The following is a 15,928-nucleotide window of genomic DNA, read 5'->3' as shown; positions in this document are numbered from 1 at the left end:
CGAAATAAATTTTACCTTTATAATCTAAAATTAGATCGATGGAAAAAGAATTACACGAACAATATGAGTATGCGAGAAGAAGAATAAAACAAAAAAAACGATTGTATTATCATTTTGTCCTCTTCGTTTTAGGAAGTTTACTACTGTTTGTAGCCCACAATTTCCTTGATAGTACTGTAGTTACCGATTGGTATCTTTGGATTATTACGATATGGTTGTTTCTCTTTATTCTACATTTTATAAAAATTTTCATTACCGATCGATTTATGAATAAAGATTGGGAAAGAGAACAAATTGACAGACTTGTCACTTTGCAAAAAAAGAAAGTAGAGCAGTTGCAAACTCAAATAGCTAACGACGAAATTAAACAATAGTATACCATTATGATCATAATGATTGCGGCTGTTGCCGAGAATAATGCACTGGGAAAAGACAATGAATTAGTCTGGCATTTGCCAAATGATTTCAAAAGATTTAAATCACTGACCTCTGGGCATCACATTATCATGGGCAGAAAAACATTTGAAAGTTTTCCAAAGCCATTGCCAAACAGAACTCACATTATAATCACCAGACAAAAAGAATACGAAGCTGAAGGTTGCATAATTGTGGACAGCATTGAAAAAGCCCTTGAAATTTGCCCAAAAAATGAGGATTCTTACATAATAGGCGGTGGAGAAATTTACAATCTGGGACTTATTCATGCGGATAAAATAGATATTACACGTGTTCACCATGAATTTGAAGCGGACGCATATTTTCCTGAAATAGATCCTAAGGAATGGGAAATAATTCTATCCGAATTTAATCGTAAAGATGAAAAACATCTTTATGATTATACTTTCCAAACGTTGATTAGAAAATAAAACAAAAAAACATCCTTTTTACGGGATGTTTTTTTTTAACCATTGATTAAGAGAAATGAACTACTCTTGAAAGAGTATTTGATAACATAAAATAAAAATTACAAACACTAATAATACTCCAGAAATGGAGATTATAATATTTGATGTTTTTTGAGAATACATCTCAAAAAAGCCTTTAATACCAAATACCACGAAGGTACTAAAGACGAAAAAAATTAAAATTTCCAAAAACAAATTTAATCCTAAGAACGTATGTTGCGTTTTAGCTACTGTACTACTATGTAAAACAGCGCTTTCAAAACAGCTAACAAGAACAAATGAGATAATTAACGCAAAAAATATCCATTTGATTTGGTTCACAGACTCTCTTTTAATCATTTAATATGGTTATTTCTTGAACAACAAATTTGTACAATAAAAACTGCACATACAATACCCACTTTTAGTGATATTTCAAAAAATATATTATTTTCTAAAACTCAGTAAATCAAATTCAAAATCCATTTTTAAAGTAAAATAAAACTTGACTCAATTTCTCAAAACTCATTTTAAGTTCATCAAGTTTGTGTTATATTTGTACAAATTAAAAAAATGTCAGAAAAGATAACTCCCTATAAAGATTCTGCCTTAGGCAAAAAAGAACAAGTTGCACAGATGTTTGATACTATTTCTGGAAATTACGACAATTTAAATCGTATCATTTCTTTCGGAATTGATATAAAATGGCGTAAAAAAGTGCTGCAAATGGTCGCCAAATCAAATCCGAAAATTATTTTGGACATTGCAACAGGAACTGGAGATTTAGCCATTTTAATGGCTGAAACCAATGCTGAAAAAATAATTGGTTTAGATATTTCTGCCGGAATGCTGGAAGTGGGCGTTCAAAAAATTGCAGCTAAAAATCTTTCCAGTACCATTGAAATGATTTTAGGCGACTCCGAAAATATGCCTTTCGAAGACAACTACTTTGACGCAATCACCGTTGCTTTTGGTGTTCGTAATTTTGAAACATTAGAAAAAGGCTTAGCTGAAATATTAAGAGTTTTAAAACCAAATGGCGTTTTTGTAATTTTAGAAACTTCCGTTCCAGACAAAACACCTTACAAACAAGGATACAATTTTTACAGCAAAAACATATTGCCACTTATAGGAAAACTGTTCTCTAAGGACAATGTTGCTTACGGATATTTATCAGAATCAGCAGCAGCATTTCCGTATGGTGAAGCACTAAACAATATTTTGAGAAAAACTGGGTTTATAGATGTTGTAGCGTTACCGCAAACTTTTGGGGTTGCTACTATTTATTCAGCTTCTAAAAAATAACATGAAAAAATTAATTGTCTTTCTGTTTTTTGCTTTTATTCTAAATGGATATGCTCAAAAATCTAAAAATATATTTAGTAGAGATCCTATTATTAATTTGGAAAATTTTCAGCAGAAAAGAGTTTACTATGGCTTTTATTTAGGATTCAATTCATACGATTTCAAGATTGATTATAAAACGGAAACTCCTGATATTCTTATCAAAAAAACTACCGGTTTCAATGTGGGGATTATTGGCGATTTAAAACTACAGGAATACATAAACTTGCGATTTGAACCCGGACTTTATTACACAAAAAGGGATTTATATTATCCAAATTTTGCTAACAGCGGCGATGCTTTAAGAGAAGTAAACAGCACCTACATTCACTTTCCCTTATTGCTGAAGTTTTCTTCGCTAAGAACAGGAAATATTCGCCCTTATGCTCTAGGCGGAATATCATCTACATTGAACTTGTCGAGTAATTCTAAATTGATGGATGATAATTTTCAGCAACGTTTTCGCGTAAAATCGTGGACTACAAATTACGAGTTGGGTTTTGGAATTGATCTTTTTTCGGATTATTTTATATTTTCACCGTCAATACGAGGTGTTTTTGGAATAAACGACGAACTAATCAGAGACAACGATCCTAACAGTCCTTGGACAGGAAATATCGCTTCAATGAAAACAAGAGCTATATTCATCAATTTTTCTTTCCACTAAAGAATAGTTTTCAGTCGCAGATTTATTTTACAGTTACCAAAGACTAAAAATTAAAATATTAAGCTCGGCGAAACTCGCTTAAAACAATGGCAGTTGCCGTAGCTACATTCAAGCTTTCTGTTTTTTGAAGATTTCCAAAACGAGGAATTGTGAGTCGGCTGGTGACTAACTTTTCGAGTTCTGTTGAAATTCCGTTAGCTTCGTTCCCCATAATTATGATTCCTTGTTTTGGTAACTCCGATTTATAAATATTAGATCCATCCATAAAAGTACCAAAAATCGGTAGTTTTGTAGTTACCAAAAAAGCGTTCAAATCAATATAATTAATATTGACTCTGGCTATAGAACCCATTGTAGCCTGCACCACTTTTGGATTGTAGACATCAACTGTTTCCTTAGAACACAGCACTTGTTGTATGCCAAACCAGTCACACAAGCGCAATATAGTTCCTAAATTTCCCGGATCTCGAATGGAATCTAGCGCTACAATTAGACCAGTTTCCAATACGGGTTTTTCTGTTGGCATTTTAAAAACCGCTAAACAAGAATTAGGCGTTGCCAATGCCGTGATTTTCTTCAAATCATTCTCCGATATAATGGTTTTCTTTTCTTTAGAAACTTCATCAAAATCATTTTGCGTGGTATACAAATGATCTAATTCAAAATCAGAATCCAAGAGTTCCTGAATCCCTTTTACACCTTCGGCAAAAAATAATTTATTGGCAATTCTATATTTTTTTTGCTGCAAACTCGTTATAAGCTTTATTTGGTTTTTACTAACCATAAAATAATGTACTTTTGAATTAAATATTTTAGAACACTTGAAAAAAATTTCCACAAAAATAACTGCATTTATTGTAATTGCAATACTAATTTGCGCATGTAACGCTGTAAAAAGAGTTCCAGACGGAAAACTACTGCTTACAAAAAATGAAATTACAGTAAATGATAAAGCAATCAAGGATGAAAATGTGTTTAATCAACTGTATCAAAAACCTAACAGTACCTTGCTGGGATACCGTTTGCGATTAAATCTCTATAATTTAGCAAACCTAAATCCTGATTCAACCTACCAAGCCAAGTTTGCTAATAATCCTGAAAAATTTAAACGCAAATCAAAATGGTTGTCAGAAAAGCAAGTCAACCGTCTTGGAAAATCTTTTTGGTACCACGGAATTCACGATTTCTTGAAAAGAACCGGCGAACCTCCCGTAATTATTGATAAAGACAGAGCTGATAAATCATTGTTGCGACTGAAATATTATTACTTCAACAATGGTTTTTTTAATGTAAATGCTGCTTACAACATAGACACTTTGGCTATAAAAAAAGCAAAGATAAAATATGCCATAACTCCAGGAAACGCATATTTTCTAGATACTTTGAGAACGACAATATTAACACCAGCGTTGGATTCGTTATATGAAACCAACAAAACTAATACGTACATTAAATCCGGAAATCAATACAAAACTGATGATTTTGAAAATGAAAAAAATCGGATTACTACACACTTCAGAAACAATGGAGTTTATTACTTCCAGTCCAATTATGTAACTTTTGATATTGACACCATTAAAAAAGTGAATCAGGCAAATATCAACTTGATGATTAATAATTATTCCTATCAAGATGGTGATTCAACCCGAACTGAACCTTTCAAGATATATAAAATTAGTGACGTAAATATTTACACCGATTATTCTCCGAGTAATAACACCTTAAATATCACGGACAGTACGACGTATAAAAACTTTAATCTTTACAGTCAGGAAAAATTAAAATACAAACCAAAAGCCATTACAAACGCTATTTTTATTACAAAAGGAGGCTTATACGCAGACAACAAAACCGTTTTGACGACCCGTTATTTGAATAATTTAAAGATTTTCAATTATCCGTCTATACAATATGAGGTTGACAAAAGAGATACAACCGCGCAGTCATTGATTGCCAAAGTATATTTAACCCCAAGAAAAAAATATAGTTTTGGAACCACATTAGACTTGACACATTCAAATATTCAGGATTTTGGTATTGGATTGAGCGTTTCCGAAACAATTAGAAATGTTTTCAATGGAGCTGAAACACTGGAATTAGCTGCGCGTGGTAATATTGGATCGTCAAAGGATTTAGCAAATCCCAAAAATAATTTTTTCAACGTTTCAGAATATGGATTGGATTTAAAACTAAACATTCCGCGAATTCTGATGCCGTTTAACACGGACAGAATTATAGCAAAAAGCATGATTCCATCCACGCTGATTACTGTAGGTTTTGCAAAACAAAGAAACATAGGACTAGACAAAGAGAACTTCACAGGAGGATTTTCCTATAATTGGACTCCAAAAATAAATCACACGGCAAAATTTGATCTTTTCAACACTCAGTTTGTACGGAATTTAAATCCTAAAAATTATTTTAATGTTTACGGATCTTCTTACAATGCTTTAAATGAAATAAGCAAAGAGTACAATACAAATCCCTCCTATTACAACAATGACATTGACAAAGACTTGCTTATTGAACAAGGAACTGCAGGTTTTACAAACGATGTACTTAGCGGTAATGCTAATTTTTTGAAACCATTAGAAGCTGCTGATATCGAATCAGTAAAAAGTATTGAAGAGCGAAGACTGAGACTTACGGAAAACGATTTCATTTTAGCAACCAGTTTTACTTTTTCAAAAACAACAAAAAAGGATTTAGCAGATAATAATTTCTATCTTTTCAGAACAAAAATAGAATCAGCAGGAACTATTTTGTCTGCTTTTGCAAAAACTTCAAATCAGAAGAAAAACAGCAATGGAAATTATGAAATATTCAATTTGGAATATTCTGAGTATATAAAAACAGAATTCGATTACATCAAGCATTGGGATTTATCCAAGGAAAAAATCGTTGCATTCCGATCCTTTTTTGGAATTGCCATTCCGTTTGGAAACTCAAATTACATTCCTTTTTCAAGAAGTTATTTTTCTGGTGGATCCAATGACAACAGAGCATGGCAACCTTATGGTTTAGGTCCGGGAAGCAGCGGTGCATTAGATGATTTTAATGAAGCTAACATGAAAATTGCCATCAGTGCAGAATTTCGATTCAAACTTTTAGGAAATCTTAAAGGGGCTGTTTTTGCTGATGCCGGAAACATTTGGAATACATTGGATAATGTTGTGGATGAGAAATCAACATTTACAAGTTTGAGCGATTTAAAAGACATGGCTCTGGGTACGGGATTTGGAATTAGATATGACTTAAGTTTTTTCGTAATTCGTTTTGATTTAGGATTTAAAACCTACAATCCAGCCAATGAAACCAACAAAAGATGGTTTAGAGAATACAACTTTGCGAACTCGGTTTTAAATTTTGGAATAAATTATCCGTTCTAATGCTAATTAATTCTTATTTTTGCAAAACTAAAAACTAAAAAAAATAACTAAAAAAAGTACAATGGCACACAACATAAAACCAGGCGTAGCTACAGGAGATCAGGTTCAGGAAATTTTTAATTATGCTAAAGAAAAAGGATTTGCACTTCCTGCAGTAAATGTTACGGGATCAAATACTATCAATGGCGTTCTTGAAACAGCAGCAAAACTGAATGCTCCAGTAATCATTCAATTTTCAAATGGAGGAGCACAATTTAACGCTGGAAAAGGACTTTCGAATGCAGGTGAAAAAGCAGCAATCGCTGGTGGAATAGCTGGTGCATTACACATTCATACCTTGGCGGAAGCTTACGGAGCAACTGTAATTTTACATACTGACCATTGCGCAAAAAAATTATTGCCTTGGATTGATGGTTTGTTAGATGCTTCAGAAGCGCATTTTGCTAAAACCGGAAAACCTTTGTTTTCTTCTCACATGATTGATTTATCTGAAGAGCCAATCGAAGAAAACATCGAAATTTGCAAAGGCTATTTAGAAAGAATGAGCAAAATGGGAATGACACTTGAAATCGAACTTGGAATTACAGGTGGTGAAGAAGATGGTGTTGACAACTCTGATGTTGACAGTTCAAAATTATACACACAACCAGAAGAGGTTGCTTACGCATACGAAGAACTTTCTAAAGTAAGCCCAAGATTTACAATTGCAGCTGCTTTTGGAAACGTTCATGGTGTTTACAAACCAGGAAATGTAAAATTGACTCCAAAAATCTTAAAAAATTCTCAAGATTTCGTTCAAAATAAATTCAATACAGGACACAATCCGGTTGATTTCGTTTTCCACGGTGGATCAGGTTCTACATTAGAAGAAATCAGAGAAGGTATCAGCTACGGTGTTATAAAAATGAATATCGATACTGATTTACAATTTGCTTTTACAGAAGGTATTCGTGATTACATGGTAAAAAACATCGACTATTTGAAAACTCAAATTGGAAACCCAGAAGGTGCTGATGCTCCAAACAAAAAATATTACGACCCAAGAAAATGGTTACGTGAAAGTGAAATTACATTCAACACAAGACTGGAACAAGCATTTGCTGACTTGAACAACGTGAATACATTATAATAAAAAGTTTAAAGTTTCAGGTTTAAGGTTTCAAAACTTTAAGCTTTAAACCTGATGCAACAAAAACAATAAATATGGCTTGGTTTAAAAGAAAAGAAAAAGGGATTACTACTGCTACCGAAGACAAAATGGATATTCCAAAAGGGCTTTGGTACAAATCTCCAACTGGAAAAATTATTGATGCCGATGAACTAGCTCGTAACTTATTTGTAAGTCCCGAGGATGGTTTTCATGTTAGAATAGGAAGTGCTGAATATTTTCAAATCTTATTTGACAACAATGAGTTTGTTGAATTAGACAAGAATATGACTTCTAAAGATCCTTTGCATTTTGTGGACACAAAAAAGTATGCAGACCGTTTGAAAGACGTTATGGATAAAACCAAACTTAAGGATGCCGTGCGCACTGGAGTTGGAAAGTCCAAAGGAAAAGACGTGGTTATTTGTTGTATGGATTTCGCCTTCATTGGTGGTTCTATGGGTGCAGTTGTAGGCGAAAAAATTGCAAGAGGAATTGATCACGCTATCAAAAACAGAATGCCTTTCATAATGATTTCTAAATCAGGTGGAGCACGAATGATGGAAGCGGCTTATTCTTTAATGCAATTAGCAAAAACATCTGTAAAACTCGCTCAACTTGCCGAAGCAAAACTTCCGTACATTTCGTTGTGTACAGATCCAACAACCGGAGGAACAACTGCTTCTTACGCAATGCTGGGTGACATCAACATTTCTGAACCAGGAGCATTAATAGGATTTGCAGGACCAAGAGTTGTAAGAGACACGACAGGTAAAGATTTACCAGAAGGTTTTCAAACTGCAGAGTTTCTTCTTGAACATGGTTTCTTAGACTTTATTACACCAAGAAAAGAATTGAAAGACAAGATTAACTTGTATATCGATTTGATCCAAAATAACACTATTAGATAAATGAATATCCCGAGCAATCGGGATATTTTTTTATAGATTAAATACAAACTAAAAGCAGCTTCCAAAAAATTTTGGAAGCTGCTTTTTTATATATCGTATATCTAAAATTATTAACACTGGAAGCAATTTAAATTCCAATTAAAATTAGAATCCTACTTCATTACATTCCTGTTCTAATTGCTTCAACAGGATCTAATTTAGACGCTGAAATGGCCGGAAGAATTCCTGAAATCACACCTACAACAATTGACAATCCGGAGCCAATTAAAATATTCCAAAAGCTCAAAACGAATTCAAAATCTAATACGCTAGTTAAAAGCAGAGATAACAACCAAACGATTAACAAACCAATTGCCCCACCAATAACACATAAAATAATAGCTTCAAATAGAAATTGAAAAAGGATAAATCTATTTTTGGCTCCTAGCGATTTTTGAATCCCAATCAAATTAGTACGTTCTTTTACTGAAACAAACATGATATTAGCTACTCCAAATCCTCCAACTAAGAACGAGAAGACACTGATTAAAATTCCACCTCCACGCATGGCACTAATAATTCCATCTAATAAATCTGTAAATCCTGAAAGTACATTAATGAAAAAATTATCAATTTCATCTATTTTCATCCCGCGATAATTTCTTAATTTCTGAGCAAGTTCCGCTTTAAAAGCATCCATGTCAACTCCTTTTTCAGGTTTTACAAGGATTACCGGCGTTAATGCATCATTATTATCTCCATACAACCTTCTTAAAAAATTCACCGGAATGAAAGCTGACGTATCATTACTATCCCCAAACATTCCTTCTCCTTGCTTTTTCAACATTCCAATAACTGTGAAACGCTGCCCATAAAGACGAATATTTTTTCCGATTGGTTCGCTTTCGCCAAAAAGACTTTTAGCAATATCAAAGCCCAGAACAATTACCGGAGCACCAGAATTAGATTCCGCTTCATTATAAAACCTTCCTTTATCAAACTCAAGACCTTGGATTTCTATAAATTCATGCGATACCGGAACAATATTCACATCACTCACAGATTCCGATTCGAATTTTAAGGATTCTCTACCCACAAAAAACTGATATGCCATTTGGTCTAAATCGTTCATAGAACTTTTCAGATATTCGTATTCATCGTATTTAACATCCGGAAATTGCTCTCTTTTCCATTGCGGAATTTCGGAAGGACCAAAAGAAAAGCGCATCAAATAAATAGTATTTTTATCCAGACTACTCAAATCTTTTTTAATTTTTTTGTCCAAAGAATCTACTGCAGCCAGAACCGCAATAATCGAAAAAATACCTATCGTCACTCCTAACAAAGAAAGCAAGGTTCTTAATTTATTATTTCGTAACGCATTCATTGCAAACCCAAAACTCTCTTTTAATAATCGAAGATAAACTAACATATAATCTATTTGTTTAAGTAAAATTCTATAAATATTATTCAAAAACCTAATGAAAAATCATTTCGTTCCTGCGATGCGCCATTATTTTATGCCTGTCGTGGAAATAGCATTAAAAATTACAATTATCTAAATTTCAAATGGCTTAATTTTAACATTAAAAAACTATTTTTGCACTTTATAACTATAACTACATAATGAGCACAACTAAAACAATTCAATCTGCATTAATCTCCGTCTTTTCTAAAGAAGGATTGGAACCTATAGTAAGACAACTAAACAGTCAAAATGTTACACTTTATTCTACAGGTGGAACAGAGGATTTCATAAAAAACTTAGGAATCCCTGTTATACCCGTTGAAGATGTGACCTCTTACCCATCTATTTTGGGTGGAAGAGTAAAAACATTACACCCAAAAGTTTTTGGCGGAATCCTAAATCGTCAAGATAATGAAAGTGATGTGCAGCAAATGATCGAATTCAACATACCCCAAATTGATTTGGTAATTGTTGACTTATATCCTTTTGAAAAAACGGTAGCTTCAGGAGCAAGTGAAGCAGATATCATTGAAAAAATAGATATTGGTGGTATTTCATTAATTCGTGCTGCTGCAAAAAACTTCAAGGACACTGTAATTGTAGCTTCGGTTGATCAATACAGTTTACTTTTGGATTTAATTACAGAACAAAACGGCGCGACTACATTAGAAGACCGAAAATTACTAGCTACCAAAGCATTTCATGTTTCGTCTCATTATGACACTGCAATTTTTAATTATTTCAACACAGACGAAACGATTTACAAAGAAAGTATTGCAAATGGACAAGTTTTGAGATACGGCGAAAACCCACATCAAAAAGGATTTTTCTTTGGGGATTTTGACGCCATGTTCAACAAAGTTCACGGAAAAGAATTATCATATAACAATTTATTAGATGTAGATGCTGCCGTAAATTTGATTAATGAATTTAAGAATGATGGCCCTACATTTGCCATATTAAAACACAACAATGCCTGTGGTTTAGCTACAAGAACTACAATTAATGAAGCATACTTAGCAGCATTAGCGTGTGATCCAACTTCAGCTTTTGGAGGTGTTTTGATTTCCAATACTAAAATTGATGTAGCAACTGCTACTGAAATAAACAAATTGTTTTGCGAAGTTGTAATTGCTCCAGAATATGATGCTGAAGCTACCGCGATTTTACAAGAAAAGAAAAACCGAATCATATTAGTGCAAAATGAGGTTGCTTTGCCACAAAAACAAGTAAGAACGTGCTTAAACGGAATCTTAGTTCAGGAAAGAAACAACATCACTGACAATAAAGAGGCGTTAAGAACCGTTACTATAACTACGCCTACAGAACAAGAGATTCAAGATTTAATATTTGCTTCAAAAATTTGTAAAAACACAAAATCTAACACGATTGTTTTTGCAAAAAACGGTACACTTATTGCTTCAGGTACTGGACAAACATCAAGAGTTGACGCCTTGCTTCAAGCTATTGAAAAAGCTAAAAATTTCGGATTTGATTTGCACGGAGCCTCAATGGCAAGTGACGCTTTTTTTCCTTTTCCGGATTGTGTGGAAATAGCTAAAAACGCAGGAATAACAGCAGTAATTCAGCCTGGTGGATCTATTAAAGACGAATTAAGCATCAACTATTGCAATGAAAATAAAGTTGCAATGGTATTTACGGGAACGCGTCATTTTAAACATTAATTTGTTTAACTTTGCTCGTTTCAAATTTATAACATTTTAACCCTTAAAAAACTTATGGGATTTTTTGATTTCATGACCGAGGATATTGCGATAGACCTTGGTACCGCTAATACTTTAATCATACATAATGATAAAGTAGTAATTGACAGCCCTTCAATAGTTGCCCGCGATAGAATATCGGGCAAAATCATTGCTGTAGGTAAAGAAGCCAGCATGATGCAGGGTAAGACACATGAAAACATTAAGACGATTAGACCTTTGAAGGATGGTGTAATTGCTGATTTTGATGCTTCTGAAAAAATGATAAGCTTATTCATAAAAAGCATTCCAGCATTAAAGAAAAGAATGTTTACTCCCGCGCTAAGAATGGTGGTTTGTATTCCTTCTGGAATTACCGAAGTGGAAATGAGAGCGGTAAAAGAATCATGCGAAAGAGTTAATGGTAAAGAAGTTTATTTGATACACGAACCTATGGCTGCGGCAATAGGTATTGGAATTGACATCATGCAGCCTAAAGGAAATATGATTGTTGATATTGGTGGTGGAACAACTGAAATCGCAGTAATTGCATTAGGTGGGATTGTATGTGACAAGTCAGTAAAAATTGCTGGTGATGTATTTACAAATGACATCGTTTATTACATGCGCACCCAACACAATCTTTTTGTTGGAGAAACTACCGCTGAAAAAATAAAAATTCAAATTGGTGCCGCTATCGAAGATTTAGAAACTCCTCCTGAAGACATGTCTGTTCAAGGTAGAGATTTATTGACTGGTAAACCAAAACAAGTTGAAGTTTCGTACCGAGAAATTGCAAAAGCATTAGACAAATCGATACAACGTATTGAAGATGCAGTAATGGAAACTTTATCTCAAACACCTCCAGAATTAGCTGCTGATATTTACAATACAGGTATTTATCTTGCTGGTGGAGGATCAATGTTAAGAGGTCTTGATAAAAGAATTTCGCAAAAAACAGATTTACCTGTTTACATTGCCGAAGATCCATTAAGAGCTGTTGTCAGAGGAACCGGTATGGCACTAAAAAACATCGTGAAATTTAAAAGTATCCTCATAAAATAACAAAAAATAGATTCTAAATTCCAACTTTACTGCAATTTGTCAGTACAATGGAATTTAGAATTTGATTTTTGATTTATTTAAATATTTAACTTTAAACAATGCAGCAAATATTTAATTTTATTTTTAAAAACAGTAACAGAATACTGTTTTTGCTGCTTTTGGGTATATCGTTAGCACTTACGATTCAGTCCCATTCCTTCCACAGAAGCAAAATTATAAGTTCTGCAAACTTTTTAAGCGGCGGTGTTTATGAAAGAGTAAACAACCTACATGAATATTTGAATTTAAAAACTCAAAACGAAGCGCTTGCACTGGAAAATGCAAAACTAAAAAGTCTCTTATTCAATCGAAAAGACACAACAGCTGTTAAAAAATTAGACAGTCTGAAAGGTGTTAAACCTGAGGATATAGTTGTTTCTAAAGTAATCCACAACTCCTATAACGTGTATGAAAATTATCTGACATTAAATTCAGGTGAAATAGACGGTGTAAAACCTGATATGGGAGTAATAAACGATTTAGGTATTGTAGGAATTATTGAAAACACTTCTCCAAAATATTCGACAGTAATTAGTATTTTGAACAAAAGAACACAAATTAATGCTAAGATTAAAAAGTCAAATCATTTTGGCTCACTGAACTGGAACGGTAAAAGTACTGGATATGTTCAATTGACAGATTTACCACGATTAGCATTAATAAAGATTGGAGATACTATTGTCACCGGAGGACAGTCGGTTATTTTTCCAGAAAACATCAACATTGGAACAATCGCAAAAATCTACAGAGACAAACAAACCAATTTTTACACTTTAGATGTTAGATTGTTTAACGACATGACCAATTTAGGCCATGTGTATATCATAAAAAGGAAAGATCGTGAAGAGATCATTAATCTAGAAAAAAGAGAAAAGGATGAATAGCACCTTGTTAGTCAATATTTTCCGATTTATTCTGCTATTGGCAATTCAGATCATCATATTCAACAATATGAATTTTTTGGGTTACATCAGCCCATTTCCATATATCTTATTCATTATCCTTTACCCGGTAAATGGTAACAAATCAGGATTAGTGGCTGCCAGTTTTTTACTTGGAATCATCATGGATTTATTTAGTAATTCTGGAGGAACGCACGCTACGGCTTGTTTAGTTTTAGCTTATTTCAGACCTTCAATTTTTAAATTTGCATTTGGTTTAAGCTATGAATATCAAACCATAAAACTGAATGACGTACTAACACCACAGCGATTTTCTTTTATATTATTGTCGGTTGTAATTCATCACTTCACGTTATTTTTATTGGAGGCATTCCAACTGAGTTTTATATTAGACACACTGATTACAACATTATTGAGTACAGTATTTACGATCATTATTTGCATTATCATAATATATCTTATTAAGCCAAACAAACGATGAGAAAAGTCTTGTTGCCTTCCTTAATCATTCTTGCTACTACTTTACTTGTAATGCGAATATTTTATTTGCAGGTTGTTGACGATACTTTAAAGTTAAAATCTGAAAATAATGCCATTAAAAAAAAATACGAATATCCTGAAAGAGGCTACATCTATGACCGAAAAGGAAAGTTATTAGTAGCTAATCAAGCCTCTTATGACATTATGGTAGTACCGAGAGAAGTTAAAGGGACAGATACTTTAGAGTTTTGCCAATTATTGAATATCACCAAAGAAGATTTTATAAAAAAAATTGAAAAGGCTAAAGTTTATAGCCCTAGATTACCCTCTGTTTTCTTATCGCAGTTAAACAAAAGTGAATTTGCTGCTTTTCAGGAAAAAATACGAAAATACGAAGGTTTTTATTTTCAAAAACGTTCTCTTCGTGATTATGAAGTAGATTTCGGAGCCAATGTTTTTGGGGGTATAACTCAGGTAAATGAAAAACTAGTCGCTAAAAATCCGTATTATAATAGCGGTGATTTAATTGGTAGACAAGGTGTTGAAGAAAGCTATGAAGATATTTTAAGAGGTGTAAAAGGAGTGAAATATTTTCAGAAAGACAAATACAACCGTGAAATTGGTTCGTATAAAGACGGAAAATACGACACTATTGCCGTTCAAGGAGAAGATATAAATCTTACCATAGATGCCGAAATTCAAAAATACGGTGAAGAGTTAATGATTAATAAAAGAGGTGGAATTGTTGCAATTGAACCTAGCACAGGAGAAATTTTAGCTTTAGTAACAGCACCATCCTATGACCCTTCTATATTGGTTGGGAGACAACGATCTAAAAATTACACTAAACTTTACCATGACTCAATCGCAAAACCACTTTACGACAGAGGACTTTTAGCCGAATATCCTCCAGGTTCACCTTTCAAAATTCTAACAGGACTTGTTGCGCTTCAAGAAGGGGTAATTGATGAAAACACAACTGTATTTTGTAATCGTGGCTTCAGTTACGCCAGAGGACGTTTTATGGGATGTCACTGTCACGGTGGTGCACTTCAATTGCACAGAGGAATATTTGAGTCTTGCAATTCCTATTTTGCCACGGCTTACATGCAAACCATTAATAAATATGCTAAACCAGCTCAAGCAGTTGATGTGTGGAGTAAACATGTTAAAAGTTTTGGTCTTGGACAATTTATGGGATATGATTTGCCAACTGGTAAAAGAGGAAACATACCCGACTCAAAAACATACAAGAGAATTTATCCTAACGGTGGATGGAGAAGCACCACAATTGTTTCAAACTCTATAGGACAAGGAGAAGTTTTGATGACTCCGATTCAGCTGGCCAACATGATGGCAACAGTTGCGAATGAAGGCTATTATTATACACCTCACATCATCAAAAGAATTGAAGGCCACACGATAGACAAAAAATTTACTACCAAACATGAAACCACAATTGACAAAAGGCACTTTAAGCCAATGATCAGTGGTTTGTTTGACGTTTATAATTTAGGAACTGCGAGATCGCTAAAAGTAGAAGGAATTGATATTTGTGGTAAGACAGGAACTGCTGAGAATTTCGCTAAAATTGGCGGAGTACGAGTAAAAATGGAAGATCACTCTATATTTGTAGCTTTTGCACCAAAAGACAATCCAAAAATTGCGATAGCTGTTATGGTAGAAAATGGAGGTTACGGAGCAACGATAGCAGGGCCAATTGCCAGTTTAATGATTGAAAAGTACCTCAGACAGAAAATAACTAGACTAGATTTAGAAAAAAGAATACTTGCCACAAGTTTACAAGGTAGATATGCTAAATTAGGTGGACTTTCGGAAGCAGTGAAATTACAATTAAGAATTAGTGATTCTCTTCTAAAAAAGAAAACCGTAATTCCAGTTTTGAAAGTGAAAATTGATTCCACCAAAGAGAAAAAACAAGCTATTTAA

General features: G+C 33.5%; 14 protein-coding genes. 12 read left to right on the top strand and 2 right to left on the bottom strand.

The window, feature by feature from the left end:
* Positions 1 to 38: 38 nt before the first annotated feature.
* From IWX80_RS07530 to porT, 4 genes are all read left to right on the top strand, one after another.
* Positions 39 to 374, top strand: a complete 336-nt coding sequence (locus tag IWX80_RS07530; RefSeq protein ID WP_113637513.1) for a 2TM domain-containing protein — start codon at positions 39 to 41, stop codon at positions 372 to 374.
* 9 nt (positions 375 to 383) lie between these two features.
* The gene (locus tag IWX80_RS07525) at positions 384 to 866 is read left to right on the top strand and encodes a dihydrofolate reductase (protein WP_196852850.1); all 483 of its coding nucleotides are present in this window, start codon (positions 384 to 386) and stop codon (positions 864 to 866) included.
* 591 nt (positions 867 to 1,457) lie between these two features.
* The gene (gene ubiE, locus IWX80_RS07520) at positions 1,458 to 2,189 is read left to right on the top strand and encodes a bifunctional demethylmenaquinone methyltransferase/2-methoxy-6-polyprenyl-1,4-benzoquinol methylase UbiE (RefSeq protein ID WP_196852849.1); all 732 of its coding nucleotides are present in this window, start codon (positions 1,458 to 1,460) and stop codon (positions 2,187 to 2,189) included.
* Between the two features lies 1 nt (position 2,190).
* Positions 2,191 to 2,895 (top strand): type IX secretion/gliding motility protein PorT/SprT, encoded by a 705-nt coding sequence (gene porT / locus IWX80_RS07515; RefSeq protein ID WP_196852848.1) that lies wholly within the window; start codon positions 2,191 to 2,193, stop codon positions 2,893 to 2,895.
* Between the two features lie 58 nt (positions 2,896 to 2,953).
* Here the strand turns inward: porT and IWX80_RS07510 are convergent, their stop codons facing one another.
* Positions 2,954 to 3,679 carry a TrmH family RNA methyltransferase gene (locus tag IWX80_RS07510; RefSeq protein ID WP_196852847.1) on the bottom strand — a complete coding sequence of 242 codons (726 nt, stop codon included), beginning with the start codon at positions 3,677 to 3,679 and terminating at the stop codon, positions 2,954 to 2,956.
* A gap of 37 nt (positions 3,680 to 3,716) precedes the next feature.
* Here IWX80_RS07510 and tamL point away from each other — a divergent pair, with 37 nt between their 5' ends.
* The 3 genes from tamL (at position 3,717) to accD (ending at position 8,342) form a co-directional block, all read left to right on the top strand.
* Positions 3,717 to 6,284, top strand: a complete 2,568-nt coding sequence (tamL, locus tag IWX80_RS07505) for a translocation and assembly module lipoprotein TamL (RefSeq protein WP_196852846.1) — start codon at positions 3,717 to 3,719, stop codon at positions 6,282 to 6,284.
* 61 nt (positions 6,285 to 6,345) lie between these two features.
* Positions 6,346 to 7,413, top strand: a complete 1,068-nt coding sequence (gene fbaA, locus IWX80_RS07500) for a class II fructose-bisphosphate aldolase (protein ID WP_196852845.1) — start codon at positions 6,346 to 6,348, stop codon at positions 7,411 to 7,413.
* 74 nt (positions 7,414 to 7,487) lie between these two features.
* On the top strand, positions 7,488 to 8,342 hold the full coding sequence (gene accD, locus IWX80_RS07495) for an acetyl-CoA carboxylase, carboxyltransferase subunit beta (protein WP_113664399.1): 855 nt from the start codon (positions 7,488 to 7,490) through the stop codon (positions 8,340 to 8,342).
* 160 nt (positions 8,343 to 8,502) lie between these two features.
* Here the strand turns inward: accD and IWX80_RS07490 are convergent, their stop codons facing one another.
* A complete protein-coding gene (locus IWX80_RS07490) occupies positions 8,503 to 9,753 on the bottom strand; it encodes an ABC transporter permease (protein WP_196852844.1) in 1,251 nt (416 codons plus the stop codon).
* Between the two features lie 194 nt (positions 9,754 to 9,947).
* On the opposite strand from IWX80_RS07490, the gene purH reads away from it, so the two are divergent.
* The 5 genes from purH to mrdA all read left to right on the top strand — a co-directional run bounded on the left by purH (position 9,948) and on the right by mrdA (position 15,928).
* Positions 9,948 to 11,474, top strand: a complete 1,527-nt coding sequence (gene purH, locus IWX80_RS07485; protein WP_196852843.1) for a bifunctional phosphoribosylaminoimidazolecarboxamide formyltransferase/IMP cyclohydrolase — start codon at positions 9,948 to 9,950, stop codon at positions 11,472 to 11,474.
* A gap of 54 nt (positions 11,475 to 11,528) precedes the next feature.
* Positions 11,529 to 12,557: a rod shape-determining protein gene (locus IWX80_RS07480; RefSeq protein WP_091204281.1), complete on the top strand. Its 1,029-nt coding sequence runs from the start codon at positions 11,529 to 11,531 to the stop codon at positions 12,555 to 12,557.
* Positions 12,558 to 12,655: 98 nt separating this feature from the next.
* Entirely contained in the window at positions 12,656 to 13,480 is an 825-nt protein-coding gene (gene mreC / locus IWX80_RS07475) for a rod shape-determining protein MreC (protein WP_196852842.1), read from the top strand.
* Positions 13,473 to 13,979 (top strand): rod shape-determining protein MreD, encoded by a 507-nt coding sequence (locus IWX80_RS07470; protein WP_113637539.1) that lies wholly within the window; start codon positions 13,473 to 13,475, stop codon positions 13,977 to 13,979. Before mreC ends, IWX80_RS07470 begins: the two co-directional genes overlap by 8 nt.
* Positions 13,976 to 15,928 (top strand): penicillin-binding protein 2, encoded by a 1,953-nt coding sequence (gene mrdA, locus IWX80_RS07465; RefSeq protein WP_196852841.1) that lies wholly within the window; start codon positions 13,976 to 13,978, stop codon positions 15,926 to 15,928. The genes IWX80_RS07470 and mrdA overlap by 4 nt, the downstream gene beginning before the upstream one ends.

Origin of the sequence: Flavobacterium sp. CAN_S2, assembly GCF_015752255.1 — a bacterium.
GTDB lineage: Bacteria > Bacteroidota > Bacteroidia > Flavobacteriales > Flavobacteriaceae > Flavobacterium.
Note: the sequence above shows the minus strand (reverse complement) of the source record. Positions and strands in the feature narration are given on the sequence as shown.